Source organism: Pseudomonas sp. PvP009 (genome assembly GCF_017832995.1).
Taxonomy (GTDB): Bacteria; Pseudomonadota; Gammaproteobacteria; order Pseudomonadales; family Pseudomonadaceae; genus Aquipseudomonas; species Aquipseudomonas syringae.
This window is the reverse complement of sequence record NZ_JAFIBG010000001.1, coordinates 1239270-1253282: the sequence shown is the minus strand read 5'-3', so window position 1 is coordinate 1253282 and position 14013 is coordinate 1239270. Positions and strand designations below refer to the sequence as shown.

The window sequence follows — 14013 nt, the reverse complement described above, 5'->3', positions numbered from 1 at the left end:
AACACCATCGTGCATAAAAGCGCTTTTCTGTCGCGATGGCACTGACGACGCAGAGTGCGACGTAAGTGACGGCTGAGTCCTGGCGCTGATCCGGGGGTAGCCTGGCAGGACGCCAGGCTAGCCGCACCGGGCCATGGATGGCCCGTTGCGGCGACCCCCGGATCAGTGGCAGGGCGAAGGAACCCGACGAAGTCGGGCCGGAAACGGAGCCAGGGGGTTTGGTTACTTTGGCCCCATCAAAGTAACTCGCCGAGGGGCGAAAAGGTGACTTGAGCCGAACCTCAATCCACCTGACATCGCAGAACCCCTGTGTGACGCGGAGCGTCACGAACTGCATTCCCACGCGGAGCATGGGAACGATAGTCAGAGGCGAAAAGGTGACCTTGAGTCGAGCCCTGATTCACCTGCTGTCGCGCCTCAAGCTCCGCAGCGCTCACGCAAACTCCCCGAACTTCCAGATCCTTCCCGGCTCATAGCTAACAAGCCCATCCATACGGTTGCCCCATGGATCTTGTCGTTGCTCGCCCCGAAGGTTTGTACTGCCCACCTGGTGATTTCTATATCGATCCATGGCGTCCTGTCGAACGCGCCGTCATCACACATGCGCATGGCGACCATGCCCGTACCGGCAATGAGCATTACCTGTCGGCGGCCAGTGGCGAAGGCATTCTGCGTTCGCGCCTTGGGCAGGACATCAATCTGCAGACCCTGGAATACGGCGAAACCATCACCCATCACGGCGTGAAGCTGAGCCTGCATCCGGCCGGGCATGTGCTGGGGTCGGCGCAGGTGCGACTGGAGTACCAAGGCGAGGTCTGGGTAGCTTCCGGCGACTACAAAGTCGAGCCGGACGGGACTTGTGCGGCCTTCGAGCCGGTGCGCTGCCATACTTTTATCACCGAATCGACCTTCGGTCTGCCGATCTATCGTTGGGCGCCGCAGGCGCAGATCTTCGAAGGCATCAACCAGTGGTGGCGTGCCAATGCAGCCCAGGGCAAGGCCAGCGTGTTGTTCGCCTACTCGTTCGGCAAGGCCCAGCGCATCCTGCACGGCATTGATGCGCAGATCGGGCCGATACTGGTACACGGCGCCGTAGAGCCGCTGAACCGTGTGTATCGTGAAGGCGGCATCTACATCCCGGAAACCCAGTACGCCGGCGATTTCAAAAAGACCGATCCCGCGCTGCGTCAGGCGTTGATTCTGGCACCGCCTTCGGCAGGTGGCAGCAGCTGGATGAAGCGCTTTGGCGAATACAGCGATGCGTTTGCCAGCGGCTGGATGATGCTGCGCGGCACACGACGCCGGCGCGGTGTGGATCGCGGTTTTGTGCTGTCCGATCACGCCGACTGGCCAGGCTTGCTATGGGCTGTTGAACAGACCGGCGCCGAACGCGTCATGGTGACCCACGGCTCGGTCGGCATACTGGTGCGCTACCTGCGAGAACTGGGCCTGGACGCGCAGGGCTTCAGCACCGAATACGGTGATGAAGAGGACAGCAACCCGGCAACCAGCGAACCCGAGGCGGCAGGTACGGGTGAGGCTCAATCATGAAAGCCTTCGCTGAACTCTACGCACAGCTGGACGCGACCACGTCTAGCAACGCCAAACTCGCCGCAATGCGCGACTACTTCGAAAAGGCGGCAGCAGAGGACGCAGCCTGGGCAGTGTACTTTCTGTCAGGCGGACGCCCACGACAGTTGGTGCCTACCCGTGTACTGCGCGAACAGGCAATGACCCTGGCAAGTCTGCCGGAATGGCTGTTCGAAGAGAGCTATCAGGCAGTCGGTGACCTGGCGGAAACCCTGTCGCTGTTGCTGCCCCAGGCCGACCACAGTAATGACGAAGGCCTGGCCACCTGGATGGAAGACAAGCTGTTGCCATTGCGCGGTCTGCCGCCTGAAGAACTCGCCGAGCGGCTGCCGCTGTTCTGGTCGCAGCTGGACCGCAGCAGTCTGATGGTCTGCATCAAGCTGATCACCGGCAGCTTCCGCGTCGGCGTGTCCAAGCTGCTGGTCACCCGTGCGCTGGCGGCGCTGGCAGACATCGACAGCAAACGTGTCGCACAACGACTGGTGGGCTACACCGACCTGTCGCACCGGCCCAGCGCCGAGCGCTATTTGAAGCTGATCGCGCCTGAATCCGAAGATGAGCACGCCCAACGCGGCGGCCAGCCCTACCCGTTTTTTCTCGCCCACTCGCTGCAACAGCCCGCCGATCAGTTCGAGGCGTTGCTCGGTCCGGCGCAGAACTGGCAGGTGGAATGGAAGTGGGACGGTATTCGCGCGCAACTGGTCAAACGTGACGGGCGCTTATGGATCTGGTCGCGCGGCGAGGAGCTGGTAACCGACCGTTTTCCGGAGTTGCACAGCCTGGTGCAGTGCCTGCCGGACGGCACGGTGATCGACGGCGAAATCGTGGTCTGGAAAGCCCCCGATGCGAACCCCGATGCCGATGCGGAGTTTGCCTTGAACAGCGATGCTCCTGTGGCTGCGCCTTCGGTTCAGCCGTTCGCCCTGCTGCAACAGCGCATAGGCCGAAAGACGCTGGGCAAAAAGATTCTTGCCGACGTTCCGGTCGTGGTGCTGGCCTATGACCTGCTGGAGTGGCAAGGCGATGACTGGCGCAGTCGCCCGCAACATGAACGCCGCTCGCAACTGGAAGCTCTGATCGAAACCTGCCAGAGCGAGGTGCTGATGCCCTCCCCGGTGCTCACCGGCAAGGATTGGCTCGACCTGGCCACCCAGCGCGAAGCCTCGCGCAGCCTGGGCGTCGAGGGCATGATGCTCAAGGCTCGCGACTCGCTGTACGGCGTCGGTCGCACCAAGGACATGGGGGTGTGGTGGAAATGGAAAATCGACCCGTTCAGCGTCGACGCCGTGCTGATTTACGCGCAACGCGGTCACGGACGACGCGCCAGTCTGTACAGCGACTACACCTTTGCGGTGTGGGACGGCCCGCCCGAAGCCAGTGAGCGCACGTTGGTGCCATTCGCCAAGGCCTACTCGGGGCTGACCGATGAAGAAATGCGCAAGGTCGACGCCATCGTTCGCAAGACAACGGTGGAGAAATTCGGGCCGGTCAGCAGCGTCACTCCGACGCTGGTGTTCGAGCTGGGCTTTGAAGGTATCGCCCTGTCCAAGCGTCACAAGAGCGGCATCGCGGTGCGTTTCCCGCGGATGCTGCGCTGGCGGCAGGACAAGCCGGTCGCCGAAGCCGACAGTCTGGCGACGCTGCAAGACCTGCTGAACTAGAGCACCAAAAGGGCGCATGGAAAATACCGTGCACCTTTTTGAAACACCAACAGGCAAATCATCCTGATCGTTTGTAGGAAACTTCCTGATTCGTTACCAATCTTCCGCTCTGTCTCACCTGACAAAGCTCCCTGCGTAGTACCGGGCGATGAACACCAACCCTGTAAGCGCGCATGGGCGGCCAATTGCCAGCCGTTTATACGAAATAGCGACAACGCCTTACATTTCAAACGCACGTTCGTTCCTCTGGTTCGGAAATTGCTACCCAATGCCTATCTGGCACTTGCCGGTAGCACGCTTCGCGTATTCCCAACGCCCCATTTAAGGTTTTAAGGACTGAACAATGAAAAAAGCATGGCTGACTCTTTCTGCACTGGCTCTGTGCATCGCCGCCGGTAACACCATGGCCAAGGAATACAAGGAACTGCGCTTTGGCGTCGATCCATCTTACGCACCGTTCGAATCAAAAGCGGCCGATGGCAGCCTGGTCGGCTTCGATATCGATCTGGGCAATGCGATCTGCAAAGAGCTGAAAGTCACGTGCAAATGGGTCGAAAGCGACTTCGACGGCATGATCCCCGGCCTCAAGGCACGCAAATTCGACGGCGTCATTTCCTCGATGACCGTGACCCCTGCTCGCGAAAAAGTCATCGACTTCTCCAACGAACTGTTCTCCGGCCCGACCTCGCTGGTGTTCAAGAAGGGTGCAGGCTTTACCGCCGACCCGGCCAGCCTGAAAGGCAAGACCGTGGGCTATGAGCAAGGCACCATCCAGGAAGCCTACGCCAAGGCCGTACTGGACAAGGCAGGTATTTCCACCAAGGCCTATGCCAATCAGGACCAAGTTTACTCCGACCTGACCTCCGGTCGTCTCGACGCCTCGATCCAGGACATGCTGCAGGCCGAACTGGGCTTCCTGAAATCGCCGGCCGGTGCTGACTACGAAGTCAGCAAGCCTATCGACAGCGAACTGCTGCCAGCCAAAACCGCCATCGGCATTGCCCAGGGCAACAAGGAACTCAAGGCGCTGCTGGATAAAGGCATCAAGGCGATGCACGACGACGGCACCTACGCTGAAATCCAGAAAAAACACTTTGGCGACCTGAACCTCTACAGCGGTAAATAACACCCCGACGCCCATCGATTTCGGCGATCATTCGTCGCCCGATCGGTGGGCGTTTTTGTTGGTAACAAGGCCTATCCATGCTCGATGCACTCATGCAAAACCTGGGACTCTCGGCATTCAGCCTGAAGGGCTTTGGCCCGCTGTTGCTGGAAGGCACCTGGATGACCGTCAAACTGGCTGTGCTGTCGCTTGCTCTGAGCATTCTGCTCGGACTGATCGGGGCCAGCGCCAAACTGTCGAGTTCCGCGCTGCTGCGCGTGCCGGCGCAAATTTACACGACACTGATCCGTGGTGTTCCGGACCTGGTGTTGATGCTGCTGATTTTCTACAGCCTGCAAACCTGGCTCACCATGCTGACCGACGCGATGGAATGGGAATACATCGAGATCAACCCGTTCGGCGCAGGCGTCATCACCCTGGGCTTCATCTATGGTGCGTACTTCACCGAGACCTTTCGCGGCGCGATTCTGTCCGTGCCTCGCGGTCAGGTGGAGGCAGCGACGGCCTATGGACTGAAACGCGGCCAGCGCTTTCGTTACGTCGTGTTCCCGCAGATGATGCGTTACGCGCTGCCGGGGATTGGTAACAACTGGCAGGTGCTGCTCAAGGCGACTGCGCTGGTATCGATCATCGGCCTGGCCGATCTGGTCAAGGCGTCACAGGATGCGGGCAAGAGCACCTATCAGTTGTTCTACTTTCTGGTGCTGGCAGCATTGATTTACCTGCTGATCACCAGTGCCTCGAACTTCGCCCTGCGTTGGGCTGAGCGGTATTACGCCGCAGGCAGCCGGGAGGCACAGCGATGATCGAATTGCTGCAGGAATACTGGAAACCCTTCCTTTATACGGATGGCGTCAACGTGACCGGCCTGGCGATGACCATGTGGCTGCTCAGCGCCTCCATCGTCATCGGCTTTTGCGTGTCGATCCCGCTGTCCATTGCGCGGGTGTCGAGAAACCGCTGGGTGCGCTGGCCGGTGCAGTTCTACACCTACCTGTTTCGCGGTACGCCCCTCTATATACAGCTGCTGATCTGCTACACCGGCATTTACAGCCTTGCCGCGGTGCGTGAACAGCCGATGCTCGATGCATTCTTTCGCGATGCGATGAACTGCACGATCCTGGCTTTCACCCTGAACACCTGCGCCTACACCACCGAGATCTTTGCCGGGGCGATCCGCAGCATGGCCCACGGCGAAGTCGAAGCGGCCAAGGCCTACGGCCTGACCGGCTGGAAGCTTTATGCCTACGTGATCATGCCGTCGGTGCTGCGCCGCTCTCTGCCGTATTACAGCAACGAAGTGATCCTGATGCTGCACTCGACCACCGTGGCCTTTACCGCCACGGTGCCGGACATCCTGAAAGTGGCGCGGGATGCCAACTCTGCCACTTTCATGACCTTCCAGTCCTTCGGTATCGCCGCCGTCATGTACCTGACCGTGACGTTCATTCTGGTCGGGCTGTTCCGCCTTGCCGAACGCCGCTGGCTGGCCTTTCTCGGCCCAGCCCATTAATCAGGACTGAACATGCGCCATCATACCCATGACTTGCTGTCGCCAGTGCCCGGCACTGGTCGGCAAATCCACAGCTTCCATTACGGGCCGCAAAACGGCGCCGGCAAAGTCTATATTCAGGCGTCGCTGCATGCCGACGAGCTACCGGGCATGCTGGTGGCCTGGTACCTGAAGCAGCGTCTGGCCGAACTGGAAAACGCCGGTCGTCTGTTGGGCGAAATCGTTGTGGTGCCCGTCGCCAACCCGATCGGTCTGGAACAGGTGCTGATGGACACCCCGCTGGGCCGCTACGAGCTGGAAAGCGGCCAGAACTTCAATCGCGGGTTCAGCGACCTCTGCACTCAGGTCGGTGATGACATCGAAGCCCGACTGACTAACGACGCAGAGCACAACTGCGCGCTGGTAAGGGACAGCCTGCTGTCGGCGCTGAATGCCGTACCGGCGACCACACAACTGCATTCGTTGCGCCTGACCCTGCAGCGCCTGGCCTGCGATGCCGACATGGTGCTGGACCTGCACTGTGATTTCGAGTCGGTCGAGCACCTGTACACCACGCCCGAAGCCTGGCCGAAAGTCGAACCGTTATCACGCTACCTGGGCGCGCACGCCAGCCTGCTGGCGACTGACTCAGGCGGGCAGTCGTTCGATGAGTGCTTCACGCTGGTCTGGTGGCAATTGCAGCAACGCTTTGGCGAGCGCTTTCCGATTCCCATGGGCAGCTTTTCGGTGACCCTGGAGCTGCGCGGGCAAGGCGATGTAAACCATGCGCTGGCCAGCCGCGACTGCCAGGCGATCATTCATTACCTGATCGATGCCGGCATGATTGACGGCGATCTGCAGCCGCTGCCCGAACTGCTCTACCCCGCTACGCCACTGGCAGCGGTCGAACCGGTGGCTACGCCGGTCGGCGGCCTGCTGGTGTTCTGCGCGATGCCCGGCGAACACGTCGAGGCCGGCCAACTGATTGCCGAGGTCATCGACCCGATCAGCGACACCGTGACCTGCATCCATGCCCTCAACGCAGGCCTGCTGTATGCGCGTTCCCTGCGCCGCATGGCGACTGCCGGCATGGTCATTGCGCACATCGCCGGCACCCATGCCTATCGCAGCGGCTATCTACTTTCTCCTTGAGGACCTGTCATGTACAAACTGACCATCGATGGCCTGCACAAAAGCTATGGCGACAACCACGTGCTCAAAGGCGTATCGCTCAAGGCCAGCAGCGGTGACGTCATCTGTTTGATCGGGGCAAGTGGCTCCGGCAAGAGCACCTTTTTGCGCTGCATCAACTTTCTCGAACAGCCCAGTGACGGGGCGATGAGCCTGGATGGCAAGCAAGTACGCATGGTCAGCGACAAGGACGGTATGCGCGTTGCCGACCCGGATGAGCTGCAGCGTATCCGTACGCGGCTGGCGATGGTGTTTCAGCACTTCAACCTGTGGGCGCACATGACCGTGCTGGAAAACATCACCATGGCGCCGCGCCGGGTCCTGGGCGTGCCCAAGGCCGAAGCCGAAGCTCGCGCGCGCAAATACCTGGAAAAGGTCGGCCTGCCTGAGCGTGTCGCCGATCAGTACCCCGCGTTTCTTTCCGGTGGCCAGCAACAGCGCGTGGCCATCGCCCGTGCGCTGGCGATGGAGCCGGAAATCATGCTCTTCGACGAACCGACATCCGCGCTGGACCCGGAGCTGGTCGGTGAAGTGCTGAAGGTCATTCAGGGCCTGGCTGAAGAAGGCCGGACGATGATTCTGGTCACCCACGAAATGGGTTTCGCGCGCAAGGTGGCGAGCCAGGTTGTGTTCCTGCACCAGGGCCAGATCGAAGAATCCGGCCACCCGGACGAAGTCCTCAACAACCCGAAAAGCGAGCGTTTGCAGCAGTTCTTGAGCGGCAATCTGAAGTAGCACGGATTGCTGCGTACACACGTCTCGATCCCCCTCAAATCTCGTTCCCACGCTCAAGCGTGGAAGACGCTCTACGTCATCAAGAGGACGCAGAGCGTCCAGAACGGCATGCCGACGCGGAGCATCGGCACGATAGTCATGGTGGTATCCCTGGTATCGGCACGATAGGCAATCCAGGAACGATCAGCCACATAACCATTTAAAACTATTACCCTTTCTCTGCTGTCTCTGACTTAACGCCACTCAGAGCACACTCAAACGGATGAGCAGACCCACCGATTTCGCTCGACGATGGTTTCTCGCCCGAGGCTGGAAGCCCTTTGCGTTCCAGAAAGAGGTCTGGGCGGCGGTGAAGAATGGCGAGTCCGGTTTGCTGCATGCCAGCACCGGCTCGGGCAAGACCTACGCCGTATGGTTCGCCGCGCTCAACCGCTTCGCCAAAGCCAATACGCTCACCGCTGACAACAAACCCCGCAAACGCAAACCGCCTGCCGAGCCGCTGAGTGTGCTGTGGATCACGCCCATGCGCGCCCTGGCCGCCGATACCGCCCGCGCCCTTGAGGCGCCACTGACCGAACTGGACATCCCGTGGTCGGTCGGCTTGCGCACCGGCGATACCAGCGGCAGCGAGCGCGCCCGTCAGAGTCGGCGGCTGCCCTCGGCCTTGATCACCACCCCTGAAAGCCTGACGCTGCTGCTGACCCGTGCAGATGCCCAAGTCGCCTTGTCCACGCTGAAGATGGTGGTAGTGGACGAATGGCACGAGCTGATCGGCAACAAGCGCGGCGTGCAGTTGCAACTGGCCCTTGCCCGCCTGAGGCGCTGGAATCCGCAACTGATCGTGTGGGGCATTTCCGCGACGCTGGGCAATCAGCAACACGCGCAGCAGGTACTGATCGGCGACGGCGGCGTGACCGTGCAAGGCAAGATCGTCAAGGACTTGCAGGTCGATACGCTGTTGCCGCCGTCCATCGAACGCTTTCCGTGGGCCGGGCACATGGGCTTGCGCATGTTGCCGCAGGTCGTCGCCGAGGTGGAAAGCAGCGCAAGCTGTCTGGTGTTCACCAACACTCGGGCGCAGTCGGAAATCTGGTATCAGGCGCTACTGGAAGCCCGCCCCGACTGGGCCGGGCTGATTGCCCTGCACCATGGGTCGCTGGCCCGAGAGGTCCGCGACTGGGTCGAGCGCGCGTTGAAAGAAGGCGCACTCAAGGCCGTGGTGTGTACCTCCAGCCTGGACCTGGGCGTGGACTTTCTGCCGGTCGAGCGCGTGTTACAAATCGGCTCGCCCAAAGGTGTCGCGCGCCTGATGCAGCGCGCCGGGCGCTCGGGCCACGCGCCGGGTCGTCCTTCGCGCGTGACACTGGTGCCGACCCACAGCCTGGAGCTGGTCGAAGCCGCTGCTGCCCATGACGCCGTCGAAGCACGGATGATCGAGCCTCGCGAATCCCCACACCAGCCGCTGGACGTGCTGGTCCAGCACTTGGTCAGCATCGCCTTGGGCGGTGGCTTCCTGCCCGATGAACTGCTGGACGAAGTACGCAGCGCCTGGGCTTACCACGACCTCAGCGACGAGCAATGGCAATGGGCGCTGGCGTTTGTTCGCAACGGTGGCCACTCGCTGACCGCCTACCCTGATTACCGCCGCGCCGAACCTGACGAGGACGGCGTCTGGAGGGTCCCCGATGCGCGCCTTGCCAGACGCCACCGCATGAGCGTGGGGACCATCGTCAGCGAGGCCACCGTCAACCTGAAATACTGGAAAAAAGGCGGCGGTGGTGGCTCGCTGGGCAGCGTCGAAGAAGGCTTCATCGCCAGACTCAAACCCGGTGACGGCTTTCTGTTCGGCGGACGCTTGCTGGAGCTGGTTCGAGTGGAAAACATGACAGCCTACGTCAAGCGCGCGACCGGCAAGAAAGCCGCCGTGCCACGCTGGAATGGCGGTCGAATGCCCCTGTCCAGCGAACTGGCGGATGCCGTGGTGGAGAAGTTCGATGCTGCTGCGCGGGGCGAATTCAACAGCCCGGAAATGCGCGCCATCAAACCCCTGCTGGAAGTGCAGCAGCAGTGGTCAGGGCTGCCACGACGCGAAACATTGCTGGCCGAAACACTCAAGTCCCGGGAAGGCTGGCACCTGTTCCTCTACCCGTTCGCCGGCCGCCACGTGCATCTGGGGCTGGGCAGCCTGCTGGCCTGGCGCCTGAGCCGGCATCAGCCGCTGACCTTTTCCATCGCCGTCAACGACTACGGGCTGGAGCTGCTCAGCGCCAGCGAGATTGACTGGGCGCAGACGTTGCAGGCTGACCTGTTCAGCGAAACGGATCTTTTACCCGATATTATTGCCAGCCTGAACGCTGGCGAACTGGCCCTGCGGCGCTTTAGGGAAATCGCGCGTATCTCTGGTCTGGTGTTTTCCGGCTACCCTGGCGCGGCCAAGAGCAATCGTCAGCTGCAGGCATCCAGCGGGCTGTTCTTCGAGGTGTTCAAGCAGTATGACGCTGACAACATGCTGCTGACCCAGGCCGAACAGGAAGTCCTGCGTCAGGAACTGGACCTGCAGCGTCTGGAACTGACGTTGCGCCAGATCAACAGCCGCACGCTGGACCTGCACGCAATAAAGCGCGCGACCCCGCTGGCCTTTCCGTTGCTGGTCGAGCGCTTTCGCGAAAGCCTCAGTTCGGAGAAACTTGCCGACCGCATCGCACGCATGGTCCGCGACCTGGAGAAAGCCGCTGGCCCGGAGCCTGAACAATGAACCCGTATCTGGCTGTCACGCTTGCAGGAGAGGAGCTGTGGCTGCTGGCCGACAAGGCCATCTACTACCCTGCCGAACGATCCTTGTTGATTGCCGATGCGCACTTTGGCAAGGCGGCCGCCTATCGCAAGCTCGGCCAACCGGTGCCGCACGGCACTACACAGGCGAATCTGCGCCGCCTGGACAGCCTTTTGGATGCCTATCCCTGCGATCATCTGATCTTTCTGGGCGATTTCCTGCACGCGCCAGAATCTCACGCTGTCAGCACGCTGGCGACGCTGCAACAATGGCGGGCAGAGCGTTCGACACTACGCATCACACTGATCCGCGGCAACCATGACAAACGAGCCGGCGATCCGCCCGCCTCTCTGGGCATTGATGTGGTCCCTGAGCCCTTGGCACTCGGGCCATTTGCCCTGCAGCACGAGCCCGATCCGCACCCTGACCTGCACGTACTGGCCGGGCACGTTCACCCGGTGTATCGACTACACGGGCGCGGCCGGCAAAGCTTGCGGCTGGCGTGCTTCTACTTGGGCCGGCAAGTCAGTCTGCTGCCAGCCTTCGGCGAGTTCACAGGCGGTTTTCAGATTCGCCCCGCACCGGACAGTACGATCTACGTGACCGGCGGTGATGCCGTGTGGCGAGTGGTATAGCGTCGCCGGTCGCCACATACAAAACTGCCCGCTGCTCACGAGAACAGCAGGCAGTTTTCTGATAATCAGGCCACAGGTGCAGGTGGCGGCTCGTCAGGAACAGTAGGCCCGCCTGGCTCGGTTGGCTGAAACGGAGTATCGGGGCCTGGATCACCCGGGATCCCGCCACCGACCATGTTCAGCTCCGGGCTGAGATCGGAATGAGCCATCAATGACCAGGCGAGCAGCCCGATCTCGTTAAGCGGAGATTGAACCTGTTCAGAGATTTTGAAAGTAGTCTTCATAGGGCACTCCAGATCAAAGGCTTTCGCACGTAATGAATTATGCGAAAGCATGTGAACAGATAGAGTGCGTAATAGAGTATTAATTCAATTCCACTAGTCAGCTGGAGCGCAAATCAGGTACGCGGCAGGGTGACGCCACGCTGCCCCTGGTACTTGCCACCCCGATCCTTATAGGACACTTCACACTCCTCATCGGACTCAAGGAACAGCATCTGCGCCACGCCTTCGTTGGCGTAGATCTTGGCCGGCAGTGTGGTGGTGTTGGAAAACTCCAGCGTTACATGGCCTTCCCACTCAGGCTCGAGCGGCGTGACATTGACGATGATGCCGCAGCGCGCGTAGGTGCTCTTGCCCAGGCAGATGGTCAGAACGTTACGCGGAATGCGGAAATATTCGACGGTGCGCGCCAGTGCAAACGAGTTGGGCGGGATGATGCACACGTCGCTCTTGATATCGACGAAGCTTTTTTCATCGAAGTTTTTCGGATCGACTGTGGCCGAATTGATGTTGGTGAAGACCTTGAATTCGTCGGCGCAACGCACGTCGTAGCCATAACTGGACACCCCGAAAGAGATCACCCGATCAGCGCCTTCGCCACGTACCTGGCGCTCAACGAAGGGCTCGATCATCCCGTGTTCCTGCGCCATGCGGCGAATCCACTTGTCCGATTTGATGCTCATGGCGGTGTCCTGAATAGCGAGGTGAAAAAGATATCCGGCATCTTACCGGGCTGAGGCCGAGGGTTCAAAGGCAACAGATCGCGAGTTCGCGTGACCGGCCGGGCTGTTTCGCTGCGAATGGAAATAATCATCAACAGACCATTGGCACGTTCGGAAAAAAGGGTTAAGGTGGCGTCACTGTGTTGCTTGTGTCACTGAGAATCTCTACACGATGTTGAATTTCGATCCAACCATCTCCATGAATTTTCCAGCTCTTTGCACTCAGTCTCGGCCAGGGCTCTTCCTACGCCGCAGTTAACTTTGTCCAAGGAGATATACTATGTCCAATCGCCAAACTGGTACCGTTAAGTGGTTCAACGATGAAAAAGGCTTCGGCTTCATCACTCCACAATCCGGTGACGACCTGTTCGTGCACTTCAAAGCTATCCAATCCGACGGCTTCAAAAGCCTGAAAGAAGGCCAACAGGTTTCTTTCATCGCTACCCGCGGTCAGAAAGGCATGCAAGCTGAAGAAGTTCAAGTTATCTAACTTGTACTGATTCGCTTAAAAACCCCGCCCTCAAAAGCGGGGTTTTTTATTGCCCGCCTTTTGACCTCTCGCTGGCTGAACACCCGCTGCACGCCTGACCAGAACGAGAGAAGCACAGCACCTCCCCCGCCCGATCATCACCATCCAATCAGTCGTCGCTTACCGAAATCGTCGGCATGGCTGGACTTGCAGCTTCCTGCAACACGATCCGCGCACCGACGTGACGTGCCAGCTCCTGATACACCATCGCAATCTGACTCTCCGGCTCGGCAATCGCCGTAGGCTTGCCGCCATCTGCCTGCTCGCGAATCAGCATCGACAGCGGCAGTGACGCCAGCAGCTCGACATCATACTGCGTCGCCAGCTTCGCGCCGCCACCTTCACCGAACAGATGCTCGGCATGGCCGCAGTTGGAGCAGATGTGCACCGCCATGTTTTCCACCACGCCCAGTACCGGAATGTTGACCTTGCGGAACATCTCGACACCCTTTTTCGCATCCAGCAAAGCCAGATCCTGTGGTGTGGTTACAATCACGGCCCCCGCCACGGGGACTTTCTGCGCGAGCGTCAACTGGATATCACCGGTGCCGGGCGGCATGTCGATGACCAGATAGTCCAGGTCATTCCAGGCAGTCTGCGTGACCAATTGCAGCAAAGCCCCCGATACCATCGGTCCGCGCCAGACCATCGGCGTGTTGTCGTCGGTCAGAAAGGCCATCGACATCACCTCGATACCATGCGCCTCGACCGGCACGAACCACTTCTGGTCCTTGATTTTCGGCCGCGTGCCTTCGGGAATACCGAACATCACCCCTTGGCTCGGCCCATAGATATCGGCATCGAGAATACCGACGCGAGCGCCCTCGCGAGACAGTGCCAAGGCCAGGTTGGCGGCGGTCGTGGACTTGCCGACACCGCCCTTGCCGGACGCGACGGCGACAATGTTTTTCACATTGGCAAGCCCCGGAATCTGGCTCTGGGCCTTGTGCGCGCTGATCACGCTGCTGATGGCAACGGTGGCCGAACTGACGCCGTCCAGATTCTCGATGGCGGTTTTCAGCACGTGCGCCCAGCCGTTCTTGAACAGGTCGGCGGCATAGCCCAATTCGAGTTGCACGCTGACCTGTGCCCCCTGAATATCGATGGACCGGACGCAACCGGCAGTGACCGGATCCTGATTCAGATAGGGGTCGGTGTACTGGCGAAGAATCGTCTCCACCGCTGCGCGATTGACTGCGCTCATGGGCTTACTCCGTAAAAAGACTGACTGGAACAGCCGACTATCGTACCTGTTCTGCCAGCAGCCCACATGATTTC

At 60.3% G+C, this 14013-nt stretch carries 13 protein-coding genes; 10 read left to right on the top strand and 3 right to left on the bottom strand.

From position 1 onward, the window contains the following. The first annotated feature begins 504 nt into the window (after positions 1-504). From JOE29_RS05560 to pdeM, 9 genes are all read left to right on the top strand, one after another. A complete protein-coding gene (locus JOE29_RS05560; protein ID WP_010436866.1) occupies positions 505-1551 on the top strand; it encodes a ligase-associated DNA damage response exonuclease in 1047 nt (348 codons plus the stop codon). After that, complete coding sequence (locus JOE29_RS05555; RefSeq protein ID WP_004416460.1) at positions 1548-3251, top strand: ATP-dependent DNA ligase; 1704 nt, start codon at positions 1548-1550, stop codon at positions 3249-3251. The genes JOE29_RS05560 and JOE29_RS05555 overlap by 4 nt, the downstream gene beginning before the upstream one ends. A gap of 343 nt (positions 3252-3594) precedes the next feature. Beyond that, positions 3595-4377, top strand: a complete 783-nt coding sequence (locus JOE29_RS05550; RefSeq protein WP_004404158.1) for a transporter substrate-binding domain-containing protein — start codon at positions 3595-3597, stop codon at positions 4375-4377. Between the two features lie 77 nt (positions 4378-4454). Continuing rightward, positions 4455-5183 (top strand): ABC transporter permease, encoded by a 729-nt coding sequence (locus tag JOE29_RS05545; RefSeq protein WP_003363567.1) that lies wholly within the window; start codon positions 4455-4457, stop codon positions 5181-5183. Then, positions 5180-5890: an ABC transporter permease gene (locus tag JOE29_RS05540; RefSeq protein ID WP_003412886.1), complete on the top strand. Its 711-nt coding sequence runs from the start codon at positions 5180-5182 to the stop codon at positions 5888-5890. The genes JOE29_RS05545 and JOE29_RS05540 overlap by 4 nt, the downstream gene beginning before the upstream one ends. A 12-nt stretch (positions 5891-5902) precedes the next feature. After that, positions 5903-7021, top strand: coding sequence for a succinylglutamate desuccinylase/aspartoacylase family protein (locus tag JOE29_RS05535; RefSeq protein WP_044312062.1), 1119 nt, complete (start codon positions 5903-5905; stop codon positions 7019-7021). A 9-nt stretch (positions 7022-7030) separates the two neighbouring features. Beyond that, positions 7031-7795, top strand: a complete 765-nt coding sequence (locus JOE29_RS05530; protein ID WP_003412889.1) for an ATP-binding cassette domain-containing protein — start codon at positions 7031-7033, stop codon at positions 7793-7795. Between the two features lie 262 nt (positions 7796-8057). Then, positions 8058-10550, top strand: a complete 2493-nt coding sequence (locus tag JOE29_RS05525) for a ligase-associated DNA damage response DEXH box helicase (RefSeq protein WP_210078956.1) — start codon at positions 8058-8060, stop codon at positions 10548-10550. Next, a complete protein-coding gene (gene pdeM, locus JOE29_RS05520) occupies positions 10547-11203 on the top strand; it encodes a ligase-associated DNA damage response endonuclease PdeM (RefSeq protein ID WP_074997092.1) in 657 nt (218 codons plus the stop codon). The genes JOE29_RS05525 and pdeM overlap by 4 nt, the downstream gene beginning before the upstream one ends. Before the next feature lie 65 nt (positions 11204-11268). Here the strand turns inward: pdeM and JOE29_RS05515 are convergent, their stop codons facing one another. Together JOE29_RS05515 and dcd are read right to left on the bottom strand one after the other, a co-directional pair. Continuing rightward, entirely contained in the window at positions 11269-11487 is a 219-nt protein-coding gene (locus JOE29_RS05515) for a hypothetical protein (RefSeq protein WP_003363577.1), read from the bottom strand. A gap of 113 nt (positions 11488-11600) precedes the next feature. After that, a complete protein-coding gene (dcd, locus tag JOE29_RS05510; RefSeq protein WP_002554836.1) occupies positions 11601-12167 on the bottom strand; it encodes a dCTP deaminase in 567 nt (188 codons plus the stop codon). Between the two features lie 319 nt (positions 12168-12486). Between dcd and JOE29_RS05505 the strand changes: the two genes are divergently transcribed. Then, positions 12487-12696, top strand: coding sequence for a cold-shock protein (locus JOE29_RS05505; RefSeq protein ID WP_002554837.1), 210 nt, complete (start codon positions 12487-12489; stop codon positions 12694-12696). 148 nt (positions 12697-12844) lie between these two features. Here the strand turns inward: JOE29_RS05505 and apbC are convergent, their stop codons facing one another. Beyond that, complete coding sequence (gene apbC / locus JOE29_RS05500) at positions 12845-13939, bottom strand: iron-sulfur cluster carrier protein ApbC (protein WP_003428798.1); 1095 nt, start codon at positions 13937-13939, stop codon at positions 12845-12847. Positions 13940-14013 lie beyond the last annotated feature (74 nt).